General features: G+C 62.5%; 19 protein-coding genes and 2 tRNA genes. 1 reads left to right on the forward strand and 20 read right to left on the reverse strand.

The window, feature by feature from the left end; genetic code table 11:
• Nucleotides 1-124 precede the first annotated feature (124 nt).
• The 13 genes from rpsO to rlmE all read right to left on the reverse strand — a co-directional run bounded on the left by rpsO (nucleotide 125) and on the right by rlmE (nucleotide 12347).
• Nucleotides 125-394, reverse strand: a complete 270-nt coding sequence (rpsO, locus tag AVCA_RS19475) for a 30S ribosomal protein S15 (RefSeq protein WP_012702770.1) — start codon at nucleotides 392-394, stop codon at nucleotides 125-127.
• 132 nt (nucleotides 395-526) lie between these two features.
• Complete coding sequence (gene truB, locus AVCA_RS19480; protein ID WP_012702771.1) at nucleotides 527-1444, reverse strand: tRNA pseudouridine(55) synthase TruB; 918 nt, start codon at nucleotides 1442-1444, stop codon at nucleotides 527-529.
• Between the two features lie 3 nt (nucleotides 1445-1447).
• Complete coding sequence (gene rbfA / locus AVCA_RS19485) at nucleotides 1448-1837, reverse strand: 30S ribosome-binding factor RbfA (protein ID WP_012702772.1); 390 nt, start codon at nucleotides 1835-1837, stop codon at nucleotides 1448-1450.
• A gap of 92 nt (nucleotides 1838-1929) precedes the next feature.
• Complete coding sequence (infB, locus tag AVCA_RS19490) at nucleotides 1930-4440, reverse strand: translation initiation factor IF-2 (protein WP_012702773.1); 2511 nt, start codon at nucleotides 4438-4440, stop codon at nucleotides 1930-1932.
• 27 nt (nucleotides 4441-4467) lie between these two features.
• A complete protein-coding gene (nusA, locus tag AVCA_RS19495; RefSeq protein ID WP_012702774.1) occupies nucleotides 4468-5949 on the reverse strand; it encodes a transcription termination factor NusA in 1482 nt (493 codons plus the stop codon).
• Between the two features lie 47 nt (nucleotides 5950-5996).
• Entirely contained in the window at nucleotides 5997-6455 is a 459-nt protein-coding gene (gene rimP / locus AVCA_RS19500; RefSeq protein WP_041807404.1) for a ribosome maturation factor RimP, read from the reverse strand.
• Nucleotides 6456-6593: 138 nt separating this feature from the next.
• Nucleotides 6594-6670, reverse strand: a tRNA-Met gene (locus tag AVCA_RS19505).
• Nucleotides 6671-6766: 96 nt separating this feature from the next.
• A tRNA-Leu gene (locus tag AVCA_RS19510) sits at nucleotides 6767-6852 on the reverse strand.
• A gap of 8 nt (nucleotides 6853-6860) precedes the next feature.
• Nucleotides 6861-7250 carry a preprotein translocase subunit SecG gene (gene secG, locus AVCA_RS19515; protein ID WP_012702776.1) on the reverse strand — a complete coding sequence of 130 codons (390 nt, stop codon included), beginning with the start codon at nucleotides 7248-7250 and terminating at the stop codon, nucleotides 6861-6863.
• Nucleotides 7251-7439: 189 nt separating this feature from the next.
• The gene (glmM, locus tag AVCA_RS19520) at nucleotides 7440-8777 is read right to left on the reverse strand and encodes a phosphoglucosamine mutase (RefSeq protein WP_012702777.1); all 1338 of its coding nucleotides are present in this window, start codon (nucleotides 8775-8777) and stop codon (nucleotides 7440-7442) included.
• Between the two features lie 14 nt (nucleotides 8778-8791).
• Nucleotides 8792-9643 carry a dihydropteroate synthase gene (gene folP / locus AVCA_RS19525; RefSeq protein WP_175555939.1) on the reverse strand — a complete coding sequence of 284 codons (852 nt, stop codon included), beginning with the start codon at nucleotides 9641-9643 and terminating at the stop codon, nucleotides 8792-8794.
• Between the two features lie 6 nt (nucleotides 9644-9649).
• A complete protein-coding gene (gene ftsH, locus AVCA_RS19530) occupies nucleotides 9650-11563 on the reverse strand; it encodes an ATP-dependent zinc metalloprotease FtsH (RefSeq protein WP_012702779.1) in 1914 nt (637 codons plus the stop codon).
• A 160-nt stretch (nucleotides 11564-11723) separates the two neighbouring features.
• Nucleotides 11724-12347 carry a 23S rRNA (uridine(2552)-2'-O)-methyltransferase RlmE gene (gene rlmE / locus AVCA_RS19535; RefSeq protein WP_012702780.1) on the reverse strand — a complete coding sequence of 208 codons (624 nt, stop codon included), beginning with the start codon at nucleotides 12345-12347 and terminating at the stop codon, nucleotides 11724-11726.
• A gap of 86 nt (nucleotides 12348-12433) precedes the next feature.
• Here rlmE and yhbY point away from each other — a divergent pair, with 86 nt between their 5' ends.
• Entirely contained in the window at nucleotides 12434-12748 is a 315-nt protein-coding gene (gene yhbY / locus AVCA_RS19540; protein WP_012702781.1) for a ribosome assembly RNA-binding protein YhbY, read from the forward strand.
• 150 nt (nucleotides 12749-12898) lie between these two features.
• Here the strand turns inward: yhbY and greA are convergent, their stop codons facing one another.
• The 7 genes from greA to grpE all read right to left on the reverse strand — a co-directional run bounded on the left by greA (nucleotide 12899) and on the right by grpE (nucleotide 22712).
• The gene (greA, locus tag AVCA_RS19545) at nucleotides 12899-13375 is read right to left on the reverse strand and encodes a transcription elongation factor GreA (RefSeq protein ID WP_012702782.1); all 477 of its coding nucleotides are present in this window, start codon (nucleotides 13373-13375) and stop codon (nucleotides 12899-12901) included.
• Entirely contained in the window at nucleotides 13372-16593 is a 3222-nt protein-coding gene (gene carB, locus AVCA_RS19550; protein ID WP_012702783.1) for a carbamoyl-phosphate synthase large subunit, read from the reverse strand. Before carB ends, greA begins: the two co-directional genes overlap by 4 nt.
• Before the next feature lie 36 nt (nucleotides 16594-16629).
• Nucleotides 16630-17766, reverse strand: coding sequence for a glutamine-hydrolyzing carbamoyl-phosphate synthase small subunit (carA, locus tag AVCA_RS19555; RefSeq protein WP_012702784.1), 1137 nt, complete (start codon nucleotides 17764-17766; stop codon nucleotides 16630-16632).
• A gap of 186 nt (nucleotides 17767-17952) precedes the next feature.
• Nucleotides 17953-18756: a 4-hydroxy-tetrahydrodipicolinate reductase gene (dapB, locus tag AVCA_RS19560; protein ID WP_012702785.1), complete on the reverse strand. Its 804-nt coding sequence runs from the start codon at nucleotides 18754-18756 to the stop codon at nucleotides 17953-17955.
• A gap of 78 nt (nucleotides 18757-18834) precedes the next feature.
• A complete protein-coding gene (gene dnaJ / locus AVCA_RS19565) occupies nucleotides 18835-19962 on the reverse strand; it encodes a molecular chaperone DnaJ (RefSeq protein WP_012702786.1) in 1128 nt (375 codons plus the stop codon).
• Between the two features lie 116 nt (nucleotides 19963-20078).
• Nucleotides 20079-22007 carry a molecular chaperone DnaK gene (dnaK, locus tag AVCA_RS19570; protein WP_012702787.1) on the reverse strand — a complete coding sequence of 643 codons (1929 nt, stop codon included), beginning with the start codon at nucleotides 22005-22007 and terminating at the stop codon, nucleotides 20079-20081.
• Nucleotides 22008-22148: 141 nt separating this feature from the next.
• Complete coding sequence (gene grpE, locus AVCA_RS19575) at nucleotides 22149-22712, reverse strand: nucleotide exchange factor GrpE (protein ID WP_012702788.1); 564 nt, start codon at nucleotides 22710-22712, stop codon at nucleotides 22149-22151.
• Between the last annotated feature and the right edge of the window lie 153 nt (nucleotides 22713-22865).

The raw sequence follows: 22865 nt of genomic DNA on the forward strand, positions 1-22865 counted from the left end.
GGAAGTCGGGAGTCGGACCCGAAGACGCTTCCTGAAAAACCGGAAGCCGAAAGCAAGAAGCTGGAAGCAAGCCCGATGTCCCGCTTCCAGCCCCTCACTTGCAGCTTCCAGCGCGATGCACGTCTTAGCGACGCAGACCCAGACGACCGATCAGGGTACTGTAACGAGTGGTGTCCTTACCCTTCAGGTAGTCCAGCAGCTTGCGGCGCTGGTTGACCATACGGATCAGACCGCGACGGGAGTGGTGATCCTTGCCGTTGGCCTTGAAGTGGTCCTGCAGCTTGTTGATATTGGCGGTCAGCAGGGCAACCTGCACTTCCGGAGAACCGGTATCGCCTTCAGCTTGCTTGTACTCGTTGACGATCTGGGCTTTTTCTTCAACGGTGAGTGCCATGATGGGCATCCTCTCTGTCGGGAAACCGTGCGGGCCAATGCGGCGTCGGACGGCTTCAGCAGGCCGGGAATGGCTTCCCGTGTTTGAGAAAAGAGGCATGACCGTGCCTGCTGACAGCCACCCTCGCATCGGTCATTCCGACCGAATCAGTCGACGCGGCGCGATGCGCCCGTCGTCGCCCACTTCACCGATACCGATGAAGCGGCCCGTATGATCCTGCACCCGCACCATGCCGAACTTCGGCGACTGCGGCGCACGCACCGGCTGCCCGTGCAGCCAGTAGTAGCTGCTGTGCTCGGAGAGCTGCAGCAACGGCCAATGCTCCAGACCGCTGTCCGCCGGCAGCAGGAAAGGGTCGAGCGCCTCGCTGCCACCTTCGGCATGGGCCTGCTCAAGGGCCGCGAGGCTGACCGTCCGGGCCAGCCCGAAAGGTCCGGCCTGGGTCCTGCGCAACTCCGCGACGTGCGCTCCGAATCCGAGCGCCCGGCCGATGTCCTCGACCAGGGAACGCACATAGGTGCCCTTGCTGCAAGCCACCGCCAGCCGTGCGAACGGCGGCTCGAAGGCCAGCAGTTCCAGGCGCGCAATAGTAACAGAACGCGCCTCGCGCTCCACCACCTCGCCGGCCCTGGCCAGCTTGTAGAGCGGCTGCCCGTCACGTTTGAGTGCCGAATACATGGGCGGGACCTGGCTGATCTCGCCGCGGAAATCCGCCAGTACCGACTCCAGCGCATCGCGCCCGAGCTGCACGGCACGTCGCTCGAGCACCTCACCCTCGGCGTCGCCGGTAGTCGTGGTCACGCCGAGATGCATCAGGGTCTCGTAACCCTTGTCGGCATCCAGCAGGTACTGGGAAAACTTGGTCGCCTCGCCGAAACACAGCGGCAGCACACCGGTGGCCAACGGGTCGAGGCTACCGGTATGCCCGGCCTTCTCGGCGTTCAGAAGCCAGCGCACCTTCTGCAACGCGGCGTTGGAGGTCAGTCCATGCGGCTTGTCGAGGACCAGGATGCCGTCGACCTTGCGGCGGATACGTTTACCCTGGGTCACGCCTCACTCCTCGCCCTTGCCTGTATGCAGCCGGTCTTCGGCCACGGCGCGCTCGATCAGCGCCGACAGCTCGACGCCCCGGCGAACGCTCGCGTCATAGCTGAAGTGCAGTTGCGGTACGCTGCGCAGCTTCATCGACTTGCCCAGTTGCATGCGCAAAAAACCAGCTGCCTCGTGGAGAATCTCCAGGTTCCGCTCGATCTCGTCGGCGCTGTCCTCCTTGCCCATGACGGTGATGAACACCTTGGCATGGGACAGGTCACGCGCCACCTCCACTGCCGTCACGGTGATCATTCCGAGGCGCGGATCCTTGATCTCGCGCTGAATCAGAAAGGACAGCTCACGCTGCATCTGATCGCCGATGCGCTGGGTGCGACTGTAGTCTTTGGCCATATTTCGCCTCTCAAATAAGCCAAAAGCTGGAAGCCGCCCCCGGAAACCTGCCGGCCTCCGGATTCGCGCTTCCAGCTTCGTGCTTGCGCGCGTCAGAGCGAACGCGCCACCTGGACCTTCTCGTACACTTCGATCTTGTCACCGACCTTGACGTCGTTGTAGCTCTTCACGCCGATACCGCACTCCATGCCGGCCCGGACTTCGGACACGTCGTCCTTGAAACGGCGCAGGGACTCCAGCTCGCCCTCGAAGATCACCACGTCGTCGCGCAGCACACGGATCGGGCGATTGCGATGAACGTTGCCCTCGAGCACCATGCAGCCGGCGATGGCGCCGAACTTCGGCGAACGGAACACGTCGCGTACCTCCGCGACGCCCAGGATGTTCTCCCGCACCTCGCTGCCCAACATGCCCGACAGGGCCTTCTTGACGTCCTCGATGATGTCGTAGATGACGTTGTAGTAACGCAGATCCAGACCTTCCTGCTCGACGATCTTGCGTGCACCGGCATCGGCGCGCACGTTGAAGCCGAACAGCACGGCATTGGAAGCCAGCGCCAGGTTGGCATCGCTCTCGGTGATACCACCGACGCCACCGCCTACCACGCGTACCTGGACCTCCTCGTTGCCAAGCTCGGACAGGGCACCCTGCAGGGCCTCCAGCGAGCCGCGCACGTCGGCCTTGAGGACGATGTTGAGCGTCTTCTTCTCGTCCTGCCCCATGGTTTCGAAGATGTTTTCCAGCTTCGCCGAATGCTGACGAGCCAGCTTGACCTCGCGAAACTTGCCCTGCCGGAACAGCGCCACTTCACGGGCCTTCTTCTCGTCGGTAACCACGGTCAGTTCGTCGCCGGCATCCGGGGTGGAATCCAGACCGAGAATCTCCACCGGAATCGATGGACCGGCCTCCTTGAGCGGTTGGCCATTCTCATCGAGCATCGCCCGCACACGGCCGAAGTTGACACCGGCGAGAACGACATCGCCCTGGCGCAGGGTGCCGTTCTGCACGAGCACGGTCGCCACCGGACCGCGCCCCTTGTCCAGGCGCGACTCGATCACCACTCCACGACCCGGAGCGCTCGGCGTGGCCTTCAGCTCCAATACCTCGGCCTGCAGCAACACGGCCTCGAGCAGTTCGTCGATGCCGGTACCGGCCTTCGCCGAGACATGGACGAACTGGGTATCGCCACCCCACTCCTCGGGAATCACGTCGCGAGCGGCCAGATCGTTCTTGACCCGGTCCGGATCGGCTTCCGGCTTGTCGATCTTGTTCACCGCCACGACGATCGGCACACCGGCCGCCTTGGCATGCTGGATGGCCTCCTCGGTCTGCGGCATCACGCCGTCGTCGGCCGCCACCACCAGGATGACGATATCGGTGGCCTTGGCGCCCCGGGCACGCATCGCGGTAAACGCGGCATGGCCGGGAGTATCGAGGAAGGTGATCATGCCGCGATCGGTTTCCACATGATAGGCGCCGATGTGCTGGGTGATACCGCCCGCCTCGCCGGTCGCCACCTTGGTGCGGCGAATGTAGTCAAGCAGCGAGGTCTTGCCATGGTCGACGTGCCCCATGACCGTGACCACCGGTGCGCGCGCCTCGGCTTCGCCCTCGAACTTGAGGGACTCGGCCAACTGCTCCTCCAGTGCATTCTCGCTGACCAGCTTGACCTTGTGCCCCAACTCCTCGGCCAACAGTTGGGCGGTTTCCTGGTCGAGTACCTGGTTGATGGTCACCGGCGTGCCCATCTTGAACATGAACTTGATGACCTCGGCCGCCTTGACCGACATCTGCTGAGCCAGCTCGGCGACGGTGATGGTCTCACCGATGGTCACCTCGCGCACGACGGGGCCGGTCGGGTTCTGGAAGCCATGCTGATTGCGCTTCTTCAGCTTTGACTTGCCTCCACGACCACCGCGGCGACCGAAACCTTCACCGTCTTCGTCGACACTGCGTACCACCGCACGGGCAGCCGGCGCCTTGTCCTTGATGGAGGGACGATGCTGGGCGTTCTTGCGCTCGCGCCGCTCATCATCGACATTGCGTACCTTTTCCTTGTCGACACGACGCGGCTCTTCCCGTTTGCGCTCCTCACTGGCGGGCGGAGCGGCGACGGGCTCGGGCGCCACGCCAAGCGCCGATTCCGGCTCCTTGGCCGCTACCGCAGCGGCAGCAGCCGCCTCGGCCTGGCGCTGAGCCTCCTGCTCGGCAGCACGACGCCTGGCCTCCTCCCCGGCCTTCTGGCGCACAGCGGCCTCCTCGGCGGCACGCTGCTCCTCGAGCTCGCGCTGCTTCTCGGCCTCGAGTTCGTCAGGGCTGCGCTTGACATAAGTCTTTTTCTTGCGGACCTCAACACTGATGGTCTTGCTACCGGCGACCCTTAAAGTAGTCGTGGTCTTGCGTTGCAAGGTGATCTTGCGCGGCTCCTCCAGCTTCACGCCATGGCTGCCCTTGAGGTGAGCCAACAGGGCCTGCTTCTCATTGTCGGTCACTACCTGCTCGGCGCTGGTATGCGACAGGCCTGCCTCACGCATCTGCTGCAGCAGGCGCTCGACCGGTGTATCGACCACCAGGGCCAGTTCTTTCACCGTGACTTGCGTCATGCATCTCTCTCCTCAGGCCGCTAATGCTTACTCGAACCAATGGGCTCGGGCGGCCATGATCAGCTTGCCGGCACGCTCTTCATCCATGCCGTCGATGTCGAGCAGGTCGTCGATCGACTGCTCGGCTAGGTCTTCGCGGGTAATCACCCCGCGCATCGCCAGCTCAACCGCCAGCTCCTTGTCCATACCCTCGAGCGAGAGCAGGTCTTCGGCCGGATGGGCTTCCACCAGCTTTTCTTCAGTAGCAATAGCCTTGGTCAGCAGGCGGTCCTTGGCGCGCGCGCGCAACTCGTTGACGATTTCCTCATCGAAACCATCGATGGCGAGCATTTCTTCCATCGGTACATAGGCAATCTCTTCCAGGCTGGTGAAGCCTTCCTCCACCAGCACCTGCGCCAGCTCCTCGTCGACCTCAAGCTCTTCGACGAAGGAGCGCAGGATGTCGCCCGTCTCGGCCCGTTGCTTGGCCTGGATATCGCCCTCGGTCATCACATTCAGGGTCCAGCCGGTCAGTTGGCTGGCCAGCCGCACATTCTGCCCGCCGCGGCCGATGGCCTGGGCCAGGTTGTCGTCGGCCACGGCGACATCCATCGCATGGGCGTCCTCGTCGACAATGATCGCCGCCACCTCGGCCGGTGCCATTGCGTTGATCACGAACTGGGCCGGATTATCGTCCCACAGCACGATATCGACACGCTCACCCCCCAACTCGCCGGAGACGGCCTGCACACGAGAACCGCGCATGCCGATGCAGGCTCCCTGCGGATCGATACGTTTGTCCTTGGAACGCACGGCGATCTTGGCGCGCGACCCCGGATCACGGGAAGCAGCCTTCACCTCGATCAACCCTTCGGCGATTTCCGGCACCTCGATGCGGAACAACTCGATGAGCATGCCCGGTGCGGTACGCGACAGGATCAACTGCGGACCGCGGTTCTCCGGGCGAATCTCCTTCAGCAGAGCCCGTACCCGCGCACCGACCCGGAAGGTCTCGCGAGGGATGATATCCTCCCTCGCCAGCAGCGCCTCGGCATTGTTGCCGAGATCGACGATGACATTGTCCCGGGTCACCTTTTTAACAGTGCCGGAAATGATCTCCCCCACACGTTCGCGGTAGACATCCACCACCTGGGCGCGCTCGGCCTCCCGCACCTTCTGCACGATCACCTGTTTGGCAGTCTGCGCGGCAATTCGACCGAACTCAATGGACTCGATCTTTTCCTCGATTACATCCCCGACCCTGACGTCAGGCTTGCGCTCACGGGCCTCGTCGAGCGTCAGTTCGGCAGCCGGATTCTCCAGCAAATCGTCCTCGACGACGGTCCAGCGACGGAAAGTGTCGTACGCGCCGCTTTGACGGTTGATCTGCACACGCAGATCGACATCGTCCTCGTAGCGCTTCTTGGTGGCAGTGGCCAGCGCCAGTTCCAGGGCCTCGAAAATCACACCAGCCGGAACGCCCTTTTCATTGGACACCGACTCAACTACCAGCAGTACTTCTTTGCTCATCGTACGCTTGCCTTTCGCAATCCATAGGGATCCGCGGGATCCGCGTCTCAGTCAAAACGGGGAATGATATTGGCTTTATCGATCAGATCGATCGGCAACAGATATTCATGATCGTCCACCAGAACGACCACGTCCTGATCTTCGACGCCACGCAGGAGCCCTTGGAAGTTGCGTCGTCCCTCGAACGGGGAGCGCAGCCTGATCTTCACCTGCTCACCGGCACAACGAACGAACTGTTCGAGCGTGAACAGCGGCCGATCCATACCAGGAGAGGAAACTTCAAGGGTGTATTCGCTACTGATCGGATCCTCCACATCGAGCACACCACTGATCTGACGACTGACCTTCTCGCAATCATCGATGAGGATGCCATCGGCGTGATCGATATAGACCCGCAGCAACGAGTGCCGCCCCTGCGACAGGAATTCGATGCCCCAACATTCATAGCCGAGAGCCTCGACCACCGGGGCCAACAAGGCCTGCAACTGTTCTAGCTTGCTCGACACCTGACCCCCTCGCGCATGCTGTGCAAATAAAAAATGGGCGAAACGCCCATTCCCTTCATCATCTTCGCCATGTGTGCCGCTTGCCGGCACTTGCTTTCACCTAGCAAAAAGCCCCTAAAAAGGGGCTTTTGCGACAACTGGTTGCGGGGGCTGGATTTGAACCAACGACCTTCGGGTTATGAGCCCGACGAGCTACCAGACTGCTCCACCCCGCGTCAAAAGCTGGAGCGGAAGTATACGCACGACCTTCACGCCTGGTCAACCTAACTTCCACCGACAAGAAAACCCGCTGATTAGCGGGCCTCTTGATTTGGTACCGAGGAGGGGACTCGAACCCCTACAGCCTATGGCCACTACCACCTCAAGGTAGCGTGTCTACCAATTCCACCACCTCGGCAAAAACCTTTACTTCTGCTCGGGAGCCTGTGGCACGTCTACGGCATCGCCTGCAGGTTTCCGCTCCTCAAGCACCGGCACATCCTCCGCCGCCGGCTTCTTCTGCTGAACCTCCAGCGCCGCCGGATCCGGAAGACCGACCTTGCTCAGCGAGTCAGCCTTCTCCTTGGCCAGAAACCCCAACCCAAGGCTGGTCAGAAAAAAAGCGGTAGCAAGTATAGCAGTAACGCGACTCAGGAAGGTAGAGGAGCCCTGGCTACCGAAAACAGTGGCCGACGCACCAGAACCGAAAGAGGCACCCGCCTCCGCGCCCTTACCCTGCTGAATCAGCACCAGCGCGATTACACCCAGCGCAGCCAACAGGTGAAAGACGATAACGATCGTTTCTGTTTCCAGCATCTTCTATTACCCGCGGCGCGACAGATTGCACCAAACCTCATTATGACCGACACGGACTCTCGACTCCGCGATCACCAGCACAGACACCATGCATCCCACTCGATAGAAACCAAGCGAACGACACGAGCCTGCCTCGTCACTCAAAGTGGGCGCAGATGTTATATGAATCAGGATCGACTCGCAAGCGAATCAAGCACATACATCCGAAACAATCTTTGCCAAGTTATCAGCATGAAGCCGTACCTGGCTCTCGTCGTCACCCTCGACCATCACCCGAACCAAGGGCTCGGTGCCCGATTTGCGCAGCAACACCCGCCCCCGCCCGGCCATCTGCTCGGTCACTCGCTCGCAAGCCTCCTGCACGACCGGATGCCCGACGGGGTCCTTGTCGCCCGCATAGCGCACGTTGACCAGCACCTGGGGAAATTTGCGCATTCCCTGGCGCGCCTCCGCAAGCCTTTGTCCACGGTGCTTCAGGGCCCTCAGCACCTGCAGCGCAGCGATGATGCCGTCGCCCGTCGTCGAGTGATGGCAGCAGACGATATGTCCGGAACCTTCGCCGCCCAGTTGCCAGTTGCGGGCCAGCAGTTCAGCCATGACATAGCGGTCGCCGACCTTGGCCCGCACGAATGGAATCCCCATATCCTGCAGAGCCAGCTCCAATCCCAGATTGCTCATCAGGGTACCGACGACGCCTCCCTGCAACTTGCCGTGTTCGTGCATGTCGCGCGCAATGAGAAAGAGCAACTCATCACCGTCTACCACCGCTCCGGTGTGATCGACCATCAGCACACGGTCGCCATCGCCGTCGAAGGCGACACCCAGATCGGCACGCTGCATGAGTACCTCGGCCTGCAGCGCGACGATATCGGTGGAGCCGCAACGGTCATTGATGTTCAGCCCGTTGGGCTGGGCCGCCAGAACCGCCACCTCGGCCCCCAACTCGCGGAACACATTGGGGGCAACCTTGTAGGTGGCACCATGAGCGCAGTCCACGACCATCTTGAGACCGGCGAAGCTGGTACCGGTCGGCACGCTGCTCTTGCAGAACTCGATATAACGGCCTGCCGCATCGTTGATACGGGAAACCTTGCCCAGTTGGGCCGAGTCGACCACCGTCATCGGATTGTCGAGCAGTTCCTCGATGACCAGCTCCAGTTCGTCGGGCAGCTTGGTTCCCTGCCCGGAAAAGAATTTGATGCCATTGTCGTAATGCGGATTGTGCGAAGCACTGATGACAATGCCGGCCTCGGCATGAAAGGTCCGCGTCAGATAGGCGATGGCCGGTGTCGGCATGGGCCCGAGCAGCAACACATCGGCACCAGCGGCGGAGAGCCCCGCCTCCAACACCGACTCGAACATGTAGCCGGATATGCGGGTATCCTTGCCAACCAGCACACGGCATATGCCCTGGCGACGAAAGGCCTTTCCGGCAGCCCATCCCAGCTTGAGCATGAAATCCGGCGTGATGGGATACTCGCCTACTCGCCCACGGATGCCGTCGGTGCCGAAATATTTTTTGCTCAACGCTTACCCTCCACCTATTCCGCCGTCTCCACGGCATCGATCATTCTTACCACTTCGACCGTTTCCGCCACATCGTGCACCCGCACGATGCGTACTCCCTTGGCGATGGCCAGCGCCGCCAGAGCCAGGCTGCCGTTCAGGCGCCGGCCGATATCGCGCCCCAGCACCTGGCCGATCATGCTTTTGCGGGATACACCGACCAACAGCGGGCGGCCGAGTTCATGCAGTATTTCCATATGCCGGAACAGCAGCAGGTTATGCTGCAATGTCTTGGCAAAACCAAAACCCGGGTCCAGCAGCAGACGCTCGACCGGAATCCCCGCAGCCGCACAGGCCTGCATACGTCCAAGCAAAAAGCCACGTACCTCGCCCAGCAGATCCTCATACCGGGGGTCCTGCTGCATGGTGCCCGGCTCCCCCGACATGTGCATCAGGCAGACAGGCAATCCCGTTTCCGCCGCAGCCGCCAAGGCTCCCTCCCGCTGCAGCGAACGAACGTCATTGATCAGGCCGGCTCCCAGCCGGGCCGTCTCGCGCATCACGACGGGTGTCGAGGTATCCACCGATACGATGACATCCAGCTCGGCAGCGATGGCTTCGACGACGGGTGCGACCCGGTCCAGCTCTTCGTTCGCCGATACCGTGCCGGCGCCAGGACGAGTCGACTCCCCTCCGACATCGATCAACGCGGCACCGGCGGCGACCATGGCTCGTGCATGGTTCAAGGCCGCATCGAGCCTGTCGAAACACCCTCCGTCGGAAAAGGAGTCTGGCGTTACATTGAGAATCCCCATCACTTGGGGACGTGACAAATCGAGAACCCGGTTGCCGCAAGACAACCGGGTTGGAGACAGCGAGGTCATCATCGAGCCTTAATGTTCGCCAGCAGGCCCTCCGATCGGAGCTTCGGGCCGACTGGTCCCTTGGGAAGCCGGCGTTCCAGAGGTGCCGGAGCCCCCTCCTTGCCAATCCTTCGGCTCGCGAACCACGCGCCCTGCCATGATGTCGTCGATCTGGTCGGCATCGATGGTTTCATACTTCAACAATGCCTCCGCCATCATGTCCAGCTTGTCCCGGCTATCCGTCAACAGCTTGGTAGCCGTGGCATAGCACTGGTCGATGATACTGCGCACTTCCTGATCGATCAGCCGGGCGGTTTCCGCCGAGACGTTGGAGTGCTGGGTTCCAGCCGTACGACCGAGGAACACTTCGCCCTCTTCTTCCGCATACATCAGCGGCCCCAGCTTTTCCGACAGGCCCCACTTGGTCACCATGTTCCGAGCGATTTGAGTGGCGCGCATGATGTCATTGGACGCACCGGTCGTGACCCCTTCGAAGCCCAGCGTCATTTCCTCGGCGATCCGCCCACCGAACAACGAGCAGATCTGGCTGATCAGCGCCCGCTTGGACAGGCTGTAGCGATCCTCCTCCGGCAGGAACATGGTGACACCCAAGGCACGTCCACGCGGGATGATCGACACCTTGTAGACGGGATCGTGCTCGGGCACCAACCGACCGACGATCGCGTGTCCTGCCTCGTGGTAGGCCGTGTTGAGCTTTTCTTTTTCGGACATGACCATGGTCTTGCGCTCGGCGCCCATCATGATCTTATCCTTGGCCAGTTCGAACTCGCGCATCTCCACGATGCGCTTGTTGGCCCGCGCGGCGAACAGCGAGGCCTCGTTCACCAGGTTGGCTAGGTCGGCGCCGGAGAAACCGGGCGTACCGCGGGCAATGACCGCCGGATTGACATCCTCGCTCACCGGGACCTTGCGCATGTGCACCTTGAGGATCTGTTCGCGACCACGGATATCCGGCAGGCCGACCACCACCTGGCGGTCGAAGCGACCGGGGCGCAGCAGCGCCGGATCGAGCACATCGGGACGGTTGGTCGCCGCGATGACGATAATGCCATCGTTCATCTCGAAGCCATCCATCTCCACCAGCAACTGGTTGAGGGTCTGCTCCCGCTCGTCGTGACCGCCGCCGAGCCCGGCGCCACGGTGCCGACCGACGGCGTCGATCTCGTCGATGAAGATGATGCAGGGAGCATGTTTCTTCGCCTGATCGAACATGTCCCGTACGCGCGAGGCGCCTACCCCGACGAACATTTCGACGAAGTCCGAACCGGAAATGGTGAAGAACGGAACCTTGGCCTCGCCGGCGATCGCCTTGGCCAGCAGCGTCTTGCCGGTACCGGGCGGGCCGACCATCAGCACGCCGCGGGGAATGCGCCCGCCGAGACGCTGGAACTTGCCCGGATCACGCAGAAACTCGACCAGTTCGCTGACCTCCTCCTTGGCTTCGTCACAACCGGCGACATCGGCGAAGGTGGTCTTGACCTGGTCCTCCGAGAGCAGGCGTGCCTTGCTCTTGCCAAAACTCATCGGCCCGCCCTTGCCACCCGCACCACCCTGCATCTGGCGCATGAAGAACATGAACACGGCGATGATCACCAGGATCGGAAAACTGGCCACCAGCAACTGCGACCAGATGCTCTGCTGCTCCGGTTGCTTGCCCTCGATCTGGACGTTGTTGTCGATCAGATCGCCGATCAGACCGCCATCCTGGATGGCCGGACGGATCGTCTTGAAATTGTCGCCGTCTATCCGCTGGCCGGTGATGATGTAGCCATCCACGGTCACGCGCTCGACCTTGCCATCCTTGACCTGCTGGATGAAGTCCGAATAATTCAGCGTCTGCGGCTCGCTAGGATTGGTAAAGTTGTTCATCACGGTCACCAGAACGGCCGCGATGATCAACCACAGAATCAGGTTCTTTGCCATGTCGTTCAATTAACTACCCTCTGGGACGGAGCCAGTCCCTGTATGACGGCCGGTACGACCACTACCCGCCTAACTTAATACACAACCCCCGACCCCGGCAGGCCTCTCTGTAACCCTTTATGTGCCAATCCTACGGGCACTCGTGTGGTTCATAAGCAGTCTAGGCTCCACGAAAGCCGCGCGCGAGCAGATATTGCTCGCGAGAGCGGTCGCGAGACGAGAGCGGCTTGCGCATCTGTACCTTGTCGAAACCTTCGCGCACCTGCCGGAGATACTGGTCGAAACCTTCGCCCTGGAAGATCTTGATCAGGAAATCGCCGCCCGGACGCAGAACCCGCCCGGCCAAATCCAGCGCCAGCTCGCAGAGATACATTGCCCGCGGCTGGTCGGCCGCCTTCACTCCGCTCATATTGGGGGCCATGTCGGAAATCACAAGGTCGACCGGCTGCTCGCCGATCGCCTCGAGAAGCAGGGCAAACACCGCATCGTCGGTGAAGTCCCCCTGGATGAAGGTCACATCCGGAATGCTGTCCATCGGCAGGATGTCCGAAGCGATCAGACGCCCCCGATCGCCGATGAGCCGGCTGGTCACCTGCGACCAGCCGCCCGGCGCAGCCCCCAGGTCGACCACGGTCATGCCCGGCCGCAGAATTCGGTCCTTTTCCTGGATCTCCAGCAATTTATAGCTGGCACGCGAACGGTAGCCGTCCTTTTGCGCCATCTTCACGTAGGGGTCATCGAAATGCTCTTTCAACCAGCGATGACTAGTCTTGGATCGTGCCACGGGCACCTCGTGTTTGGCTGGGCGGCCCCGGGTCGCTCGGGTAGACTAGGCCGCTTTTCAACGGGATCGGACGCAGGGGTCAGATTATGGCGCTCACTCAGGAGCAGAAGAAACATTTCAAATCCATCGGCCATCACCTGAAGCCTGTCTTGACCGTGGCCGAAAACGGCGTGACCGAAGGGGTCCTGAACGAGCTGGATCGGGCCCTCAACGATCACGAACTGATCAAGGTGAAGATCAATCTCGCCGAGCGGGAAGACCGCCAGGCGGTGATCGCCGAACTCTGCGCGGCCTCTGGAAGCGAACTGGCACAGGCGATCGGCAAGGTCGCCCTGCTCTACCGCAGGAACCCCAAGCCGAACAGGAACCTCTCGAACATCAGCCGCTTCCTGCAGGCCTGACACGATCAGCGAGCCGCCGCCCCTCGGCCGAAAGCTCGCCTACCGGCTCGATCGGCATAGCGAAGGAATGGCCGGGCTCCAGCAGCGCACCTGACACCACTCGCCAAGGGGGAACCGCTCCGAAGAGCCCCCTTGGCACAGTATCCCGGTTCAGACGTGGCGGACCTCGATGATCTCGTACTCGACGGTACCGCTCGGCGTCTTGACCGCCGCCACATCGCCCTCCTCCTTGCCCACCAGGGCGCGAGCGATGGGCGAACTGACCGACAGCTTGCCCTGCTTGATGTCGGCCTCATCGTCACCCACGATCTGGTAGACCACGGTTTCGTCGGTTTCGACGTTGGCGATCTCCACGGTGACACCGAAAATCACCTTCCCGGTATGGGGAATGGCGGTCACATCGATGACCTGCGCATTCTGCAGACGGCCTTCGATATCACGGATTCGTGCCTCGACCATACCCTGCTGTTCCCGGGCGGCATGGTATTCGGCATTCTCCTTGAGGTCGCCCAGTTCGCGCGCCTCGGCGATCGCCTGGGTGATCTGCGGGCGCAGCTCGGTTTTCAGATGCTTGAGTTCTTCCTCCAGCGCGCGCGCGCCCTGGACAGTCATTGGAAATTTGGTCATGCGTTGATTCCTGCATGGAGATCCTGCAGACGGCGCACGGTCTTCTCGGGACCGAACCTGAGCGCCTCACAGATCGCCTGGCCACCGGCGATGGTGGTGGTGATGCAGATCTTGTGCTGCAGAGCGTTGCGACGGATCGAGAAGGAGTCGGCGATCGACTGGCGCCCCTCGGTAGTGTTGATGATCAGGGTGACCTCATCGTTCTTGATCATGTCGACCACATGGGGACGCCCCTCGGTCACCTTGTTCACCCGGCGAACCGGCAGGCCGGCCGCTTCGATTATTCGAGCGGTACCGGCAGTGGCCACCACCTCGAAGCCGAGGGCGACCAGGTTGCGCGCCACCTCGGCGACGAACGGCTTGTCGTCTTCTCGCACGCTGATGAAGGCGCAACCACCGGCTGGCAGGGTCTCGCTGGCCCCCAGTTGGGCCTTGGCAAAAGCCTCGGCGAAACTGTCGCCGACCCCCATCACCTCGCCGGTGGACTTCATCTCCGGGCCGAGAATGGGGTCGACGCCGGGGAATTTGGCAAACGGGAACACCGCTTCCTTCACGCTGAAGTACGTCGGGATGATCTCGCGGGTGAAACCGATCTCCTTGAGCGTCTTGCCGGCCATCACGCGCGCGGCGATCTTGGCCAAGGACTGACCGATGCACTTGGAGACGAAAGGCACGGTGCGCGAGGCGCGCGGGTTCACCTCCAGGACGTAGATGTCTTCGCCCTGCACCGCCATCTGGACGTTCATCAGACCGACGACGCCGAGCTCCAGGGCCATCTTCTTGACCTGTTCGCGGATATCGTCCTGGATGTGCGCCGGCAGCGAATAGGGCGGCAGCGAACAGGCAGAATCGCCGGAATGCACGCCGGCCTGCTCGATGTGCTGCATGATCGCACCGATCACTACGTCCTCGCCGTCACAGACGGCATCGATATCGACCTCGATGGCGCAATTGAGGAAGTGGTCGAGCAGTACCGGGCTGTCGTTGGAGACCTGCACGGCCTCGCGCATGTAGCGCTTGAGTTCGTCTTCCTCATAGACGATCTCCATGGCCCGGCCACCCAGCACATAAGACGGGCGCACCACCAGCGGATAGCCGATCGCCTTCGAGGCGGCGATGGCCTCGTCCTCGCTGCGGGCAGTGGCGTTCGGCGGCTGGCGCAGGTTGAGGCGCTCGACCATGTGCTGGAAGCGCTCGCGGTCCTCGGCGCGGTCGATGGCGTCCGGGCTGGTGCCGATGATCGGCACACCGGCTTCCTCCAGCGCGCGGCAGATCTTCAGCGGGGTCTGACCGCCGTACTGCACGATGACGCCCTTGGGCTGTTCGACACGGACGATTTCCAACACGTCCTCCAGGGTCACCGGCTCGAAATACAGGCGATCGGACGTGTCGTAGTCGGTGGAGACGGTTTCTGGGTTGCAGTTGACCATGATGGTCTCGTAACCGTCTTCGCGCATGGCCAGTGCAGCATGCACGCAGCAATAGTCGAACTCGATGCCCTGGCCGATACGGTTCGGACCGCCGCCGATGACCATGATCTTGTCGCGGCTGGACGGCTTGGCCTCGCACTCCTCCTCGTAAGTCGAGTACATGTAGGCGGTATCGCTGGCGAACTCGGCGGCGCAGGTATCGACACGCTTGTACACCGGCTGCACCTTGAGCTTCTGCCGGTGGCTGCGCAGGTTCTTCTCGGTCACGCCGAGCAGCTTGGCCAGGCGTGCGTCGGAAAAGCCCTTGCGCTTGAGCCGCCACATCAGGTTGCGATCGATGCTGGAAAGGCCGAGAGTCTTGACCCGCTCCTCTTCCTTGACCAGATCCTCGATCTGCACCAGGAACCAGGGGTCGATCCTGGTCATCGCGAACACATCGTCGACGCTCTTGCCGGCACGGAAGGCATCGGCCACATACCAAATGCGCTCGGCGCCCGGCACGGTCAGCTCGCGCTTGAGAATGCTCCCGGCTTCCGGGTTGCCCGGATCCAGTTTGGGATCGAAACCACTGACCCCAACCTCCAGGCCACGCAGGGCCTTCTGTACGGACTCCTGGAAGGTCCGACCGATGGCCATCACCTCGCCCACGGATTTCATCTGGGTGGTCAGGCGAGCGTCGGCCTTGGGAAACTTCTCGAAGGCGAAGCGTGGCACCTTGGTAACCACGTAGTCGATGGCCGGCTCGAAGGAGGCCGGCGTGCGGCCGCCGGTGATGTCGTTGGACAACTCGTCGAGGGTATAGCCCACCGCCAGCTTGGCGGCGATCTTGGCGATCGGGAAGCCGGTAGCCTTCGAGGCCAGCGCCGAGGAGCGCGACACGCGCGGGTTCATCTCGATCACCACCATGCGGCCGTCGACCGGATTGATGCCGAACTGCACATTGGAGCCGCCGGTCTCCACGCCGATCTCGCGCAGCACCGCAAGCGATGCGTTGCGCATGATCTGGTATTCCTTGTCGGTCAGGGTCTGCGCCGGAGCCACGGTGATCGAGTCACCGGTATGCACGCCCATCGGATCGAAGTTCTCGATCGAGCAGACGATGATGCAGTTGTCCTTCTTGTCGCGGACCACCTCCATCTCGTACTCCTTCCAGCCGATCAGGGATTCGTCGATCAAAAGCTCGCTGGTCGGCGACAGGTCCAGGCCGCGGGTACAGATTTCCTCGAACTCTTCGCGGTTGTAGGCGATACCGCCACCGGTGCCACCCATGGTGAAGGACGGACGGATGATGCAGGGGAAGCCGACCTTGTCCAATACGCCATAGGCTTCGTCCATGCTGTGGGCGATGCCGGAGCGCGGGCATTCCAGGCCGATGGCGCGCATGGCCTTGTCGAAGCGCGAGCGGTCCTCGGCCTTGTCGATGGTATCGGCATTGGCACCGATCATCTCGACGCCGAACTTGGTCAACACGCCGTGTTTCTCCAGCGCCAGGGCGCAGTTCAGCGCGGTCTGGCCGCCCATGGTCGGCAGCAGGGCGTCGGGTCGTTCCTTCTCGATGATCTTGGCCACGGTCTGCCACTTGATCGGCTCGATGTAGGTGGCGTCGGCCATGGTCGGGTCAGTCATGATGGTGGCCGGGTTGGAGTTCACCAAAATGACGCGAAAGCCTTCTTCTTTCAGTGCCTTGCAAGCCTGGGCGCCCGAGTAGTCGAACTCGCAGGCCTGACCGATGACGATGGGGCCGGCGCCGAGGATCAGGATGCTTTTGATGTCTGTACGTTTTGGCATGGTCTCTCACACGAATCCGTTGATCTGTCGGCAGGCTCAGCGACGCTTGGCCATCTCGGCGATGAAGCGGTCGAACAGCGGCGCCACGTCATGCGGGCCTGGGCTGGCCTCCGGGTGGCCCTGAAAGCTGAAGGCCGCCCTGTCGGTACGCTCGATACCCTGCAGGGTGCCGTCGAACAGCGATTTGTGGATCGCCCGCAGATTGGCCGGCAGCGTGTTCTCGTCCACCGCGAAACCGTGGTTCTGGCTGGTGATCATCACGGCCCCGGTGTCGAGATCCTGCACCGGGTGATTGGCACCGTGATGGCCATGGCCCATCTTCACGGTCCTGGCCCCCGAGGCCAGGGCCAGCAACTGATGGCCGAGGCAGATGCCGAACACCGGGATGTCGGTCTCGAGGATCTCCCTGATCGCCTGGATCGCGTAATCGCAGGGCTCGGGATCGCCCGGGCCGTTGGACAGGAACACGCCATCCGGATTCATCGCCAGCACCTTGCTGGCCGAAGTCTGCGCAGGAACCACGGTCAGCCGGCAACCACGCGCCACCAGCATGCGCAGGATGTTCAGTTTGACACCGAAATCGTAGGCCACCACATGATAGGGCAGCTTACCGGCCGGAATTTCCGGATGGCTGTCGGTCGCCAGGCTCCAGACGCCGGAACGCCATTCGTAGGGCTCGCTGCAGCTGACCACCTTGGCCAGATCCATGCCCTTGAGGCCGGGGAAGCTGCGGGCCAGTTCCAGGGCCTTTTCCTCGGAGGCGTCGTCCCCCACCAGGATACAACCGTTCTGCGACCCCTTCTCGCGCAGGATACGGGTCAGGCGACGCGTATCGATGTCGGCGATGGCCACGCAGCCGTTTTCCCGAAGGTAGTCCGGCAGCGACTGCTTGCTGCGCCAGTTGCTGGCCAGCAGCGGCAGGTCGCGGATGATCAGGCCGGCAGCCCACACGCGAGCGGATTCGGCATCTTCCGGCGTGATGCCGGTATTGCCGATGTGCGGATAGGTCAGGGTGACGATTTGCTGCGCATACGAAGGATCGGTGAGGATTTCCTGATAGCCGGTCATGGCAGTGTTGAACACCACCTCGCCGATGGTCTGTCCATCGGCGCCGATGGATTCGCCACGAAAGATGCTGCCATCAGCAAGGGCGAGAATGGCTGGCTTAGTCAAGAAGACCTCCCGTAAATCAAGCCTGAAGGGCATGCGCAGGTTGTAAAAAAGCGGAATGACGTGTAAACACATCATCCCGCTCTCTTTCGAATTGTCTGCGTGCTTTTAGTAGACACATTGGAACACTAGGTTACAGGAAAAGGCTTTTCCGGTCTAGCAACCTACTGTTTTGCTCAGTCTTTCTACTCAACGCAGCCCAAGCACGTCCTGCATGTCGTACAGCGCCGGATCGCGTCCCTCCAGCCAGAGCGCGGCACGTACCGCCCCCTTGGCGAAGGTCATGCGGCTGGAAGCCTTGTGGGTGATCTCGACCCGTTCGCCTTCGGCGGCGAACAGGACGGTGTGATCGCCGACGATATCACCGGCGCGCACCGTGGCGAAGCCGATGGTTTCCCGCGTCCGGGCCCCGGTCTGGCCTTCGCGTCCGTACACCGCCACCTTCTGCAGGTCGCGCCCCAAGGCACTGGCCACCACCTCGCCCATGCGCAGGGCGGTGCCGGACGGCGCATCGACCTTGTGCCGATGGTGCGCCTCGACGATCTCGATATCCACCTCGTCGCCCAGTACCCGCGCCGCGGTATCCAGCAGTTTCAGACACAGGTTGACGCCAACGCTGAAATTGGCGGCGAAGACGATCGGAATCTCCCGCGCCGCCTCGTCCAGCATACGCCTCTCGTCGGCCGAGAAGCCGGTGGTGCCGATCACCATGGCCTTGCCGGCTCGACGGCAGATGTCCAGATTCTTCAGGGTCACGGTCGGATGGGTGAAATCGATCAATACGTCGAACCTGTCCAGCACCGTGGCCAGTTCGCCCGACAAGGACACGCCGATCCGCCCCTGGCCAGCCAGTTCGCCGGCATCAACACCCACCAGGGTGCTGTCCGGCCGTCCGATGGCCGCCGTCAGGCCGGCTCCCGGCGCCTGCCGAGCAGCCTCGATCAGGGCCTTGCCCATGCGCCCGGCGGCACCCATCACTGCAATACGTCGCATAACATCAGCCTCAAGCTATGAGCCTGCAAGCTGGAAGCGGCCTCATCGAGGCCGCCACCTCCAGCCTGTGGCCAGGAGTCACAAATCGTCGAAAAAGCGCTTCATGCCCTCGAACCAGCCGCTGGCCTTTGGCGAATGGCTGCTGTTGCCCTGCAGACTGCCACGGAACTCCTCGAGCAGCTCGCGCTGGCGCTTGCTCAGATTGACCGGCGTCTCCACCACCACCCGGCACATCAGGTCGCCAGCCGCACCGCCGCGCACCGGCGCCACGCCCTTGCCACGCAGACGGAACAGCTTGCCGGTCTGGGTGCCCTCCGGAATCTTCAGCTTGACCCGGCCATCCAGGGTCGGCACCTCCAGTTCGCCACCGAGCGCCGCATCGGCGAAGCTGATCGGCACCTCGCAGTACAGATGCTTGCCGTCGCGCTGGAAGATCGGGTGCTCGCGGACACTGACCACCACATAGAGATCGCCGGGCGGCCCGCCCAGGGTACCCGCCTCGCCTTCGCCGGCCAGGCGGATGCGATCGCCGCTGTCGACCCCGGCCGGCACCTTCACCGACAGAGTCTTGTGCTCCTCCACACGCCCCTGGCCATGGCAGTCCGGACAGGGATCGGCAATCATCTTGCCGCTGCCGTGGCAGCGCGGGCAGGTCTGCTGTACCGAGAAAAAGCCCTGCTGCATGCGCACCTGCCCGATGCCGCCGCAGGTCGTACAGGTGACCGGCGTGGTGCCCTTCTTCGCGCCGCTGCCGTCGCAGGTCTTGCAGTGCACCAGGGTCGGCACCCGGATGGTCACCGTCGTGCCGCGAACAGCCTCTTCCAGGTTGAGTTCCAGGGTGTAGCGCAGGTCGCTGCCGCGCTGCGGACCACCACGGGCGCCAGCGCGCCCAGCCCCGAAGAAGTCGCTGAACACATCGCCGAAAATATCGGAGAAATTGGCTCCACCGGCACCGAAGCCAGCCCCCCCGCCCATGCTCTGGTCGACCCCGGCATGGCCGTACTGGTCGTAGGCCATTCGCTTGCCGGCATCGGAGAGCACCTCATAGGCCTCGTTGACCTCCTTGAATTTCTCCTCGGCCGACTTGTCGTCGGGATTTCGATCGGGGTGGTACTTCATCGCCAGACGGCGGTAAGCCTTCTTCAGCTCCGCCTCGCCGGCTCCCCGCTCGACCCCCAGCACCTCGTAATAATCACGCTTCGCCATAAATCTCATGAACTCCGGATTCGTCTGCCCCAGACACGCCGACGCGGGAGCAAGCTCCCGCGTGGCGGATCAGGCCCGCCGCAAGCGGCGGACCGGGACGGAAGCAAGCGCGCTGCTTACTTGTTGCCCTTGCTGTCCTTGACCTCTTCGAACTCGGCATCCACCACGTCGTCCGCCGCGGACTTGGCCTTCTCGCCCCCCTGGGCGGCAGCCTCGCCGGGCTCGGCCTGTTCGGCATACATCTTCTGCGCCAGCGGCGCGGTAGCCTGAGACAAGGCGTTTATCAGGGACTCGATCCGGGACTTGTCGTCGCCCTTGAGCGCTTCTTCCAGATCGGCGATCGCCTTCTCGATGCCGACCTTCTCGTCCGCGCTGACCTTGTCACCCGCCTCGGTGACCATCTTGCGGGTGGCATGCACCAGTTGGTCGCCCTGGTTACGCGTGGCAACCAGCTCCTCGAACTTGCGATCCTCCTCGGCGTTGGCCTCGGCATCGCGAACCATCTTCTGGATCTCCTCCTCGGACAGACCGGAGTTGGCCTTGATCACGATGGACTGATGCTTGCCGGTGGCCTTGTCCTTGGCGGACACGTGCAGGATGCCGTTGGCGTCGATATCGAAGGTGACCTCGATCTGCGGCACGCCGCGCGGCGCCGGCGGAATGTCGGCCAGGTCGAAGCGACCCAGCGACTTGTTCTGCCCGGCCTGCTTGCGCTCGCCCTGCAGCACGTGAATGGTGACAGCGCTCTGGTTGTCGTCCGCAGTGGAAAACACCTGCGACTTCTTGGTCGGGATGGTGGTGTTCTTCTCGATCAGCGCGGTCATCACGCCGCCGAGGGTCTCGATGCCCAGGGTCAGCGGCGAGACGTCGAGCAGCAGCACGTCCTTGACGTCGCCGGCCAGCACGGCGCCCTGGATGGCCGCCCCCATGGCCACGGCTTCGTCCGGGTTGACGTCCTTGCGCGGCTCCTTGCCGAAGAATTCGGCCACGCGCTTCTGCACCAGCGGCATGCGGGTCTGGCCGCCGACCAGGATCACCTCGTCGATCTTGCCCACGTCGATGCCGGCGTCCTTCAGCGCGATACGGCACGGCTCGATGGTGCGCTCGACCAGGTCCTCCACCAACGACTCCAGCTTGGCGCGGGAGATCTTCACGTTCAGGTGCTTCGGACCGGTCTGGTCGGCGGTGATGTACGGCAGGTTGACGTCGGTCTGCTGGCTGGAGGACAGCTCGATCTTGGCCTTCTCGGCGGCTTCCTTCAGGCGCTGCATGGCCAGCGGGTCGCCCTTGAGGTTGATGCCGCTTTCCTTCTTGAACTCGTCGACGAGATAGTCGATCAGACGGATGTCGAAGTCCTCGCCACCCAGGAAGGTATCGCCGTTGGTGGCCAGCACCTCGAACTGGTGTTCGCCGTCCACTTCGGCGATCTCGATCACGGAAACGTCGAAGGTACCGCCACCCAGGTCGTAGACGATGATGGTGTGGTCGCCCTTGGCCTTGTCCATGCCATAGGCCAGCGCAGCCGCGGTCGGCTCGTTGATGATCCGCTTGACGTCCAGGCCGGCGATGCGACCGGCATCCTTGGTGGCTTGGCGCTGGCTGTCGTTGAAGTAGGCCGGCACGGTGATCACCGCTTCGGTGACCGGCTCGCCGAGATAGTCCTCGGCGGTCTTTTTCATCTTCTTCAGCACTTCGGCGCTGATCTGCGGCGGAGCCATCTTCTGGCCCTTCACCTCGACCCAGGCGTCACCGTTGTCGGCCTTGACGATCTTGTAGGGAACCAGCTTGATGTCCTTCTGCACCACATCTTCTTCGAAGCGGCGACCGATCAGGCGTTTGACCGCATACAGGGTGTTCTGCGGGTTGGTCACCGCCTGGCGCTTGGCCGACTGGCCGACCAGGATTTCGCCGTCGTTGGTATAGGCGATGATGGACGGCGTGGTGCGTGCGCCCTCCGCGTTCTCGATGACCTTGGCCACACCGTTTTCCAGCACGGACACGCAGGAGTTGGTGGTGCCCAGATCGATACCGATGATTTTTCCCATGTTCATTCTCCGAAACTTGATTCAGCAGGCCACCGAGAGGCCCATGCGCCAACCGTTCCACTGGCTCGCACTGTGCCGGGAAGGCCAGGCGCGAAAGCCGATAAATACATGCCCTTACAGATGGGGACGGACCGTCCCATTTCAAGCCTGCTCGTCGTTCGAGGGCGTCGGCGCCTTGCTGACCACCACCATCGCCGGACGCAGCAGGCGACCGCTGAGCAGATAGCCTTTCTGGAACACCTTGAGCACGCTGCCGGGCTCGGCGCTGTCGCTTTCCTCCATGGCCATCGCCTGGTGATGCTCGGGATTGAAGGGCTCGCCGTGGGGATCGAGCTGCTCGAGCTGATAGCGCCGGAGGACGTCGTGGAACATCTTCAGGGTCAGCTCCATGCCTTCGCGCATCGGCCGGATCGACTCGTCGGCCGGATCGGACAGTTCGATGCCGCGTTCGAGGCTGTCGACCACTCCCAGCAGGTCCTGGGCAAAGCGCTCGAGAGCGAACTTGTGCGCCTTCTCCACATCCTGCTCGGCGCGTCGACGCACGTTCTGCAGTTCCGCCGCGGCACGCAGGGCCTGATCCTGGGCAGCAGCCAGCTGCTCCTCCAGTGCCTGCACGCGAGCGGCCAGGTCCTCGCCGGCGGAGGTGCCCTCGGCGGCTGGAGTCTCCTCCGGCGCCCGGTTGTCGAGGTTCTGTTCGTCAGCCATGCATCTCTCCTCTCAAAACGAATAGCGATCACGGGCGCGGACCCGCGTTTCTGCCGCCCTATATGGGGATGCAATCCGATGCTTCAAGAGGACTTGCGCAGCCCATCCGCATTTCGAGCACGGACGAGTTGTCCGCCTGAAACGGACTACTGT

The organism is Azotobacter vinelandii CA (assembly GCF_000380335.1).
GTDB lineage: Bacteria > Pseudomonadota > Gammaproteobacteria > Pseudomonadales > Pseudomonadaceae > Azotobacter > Azotobacter vinelandii.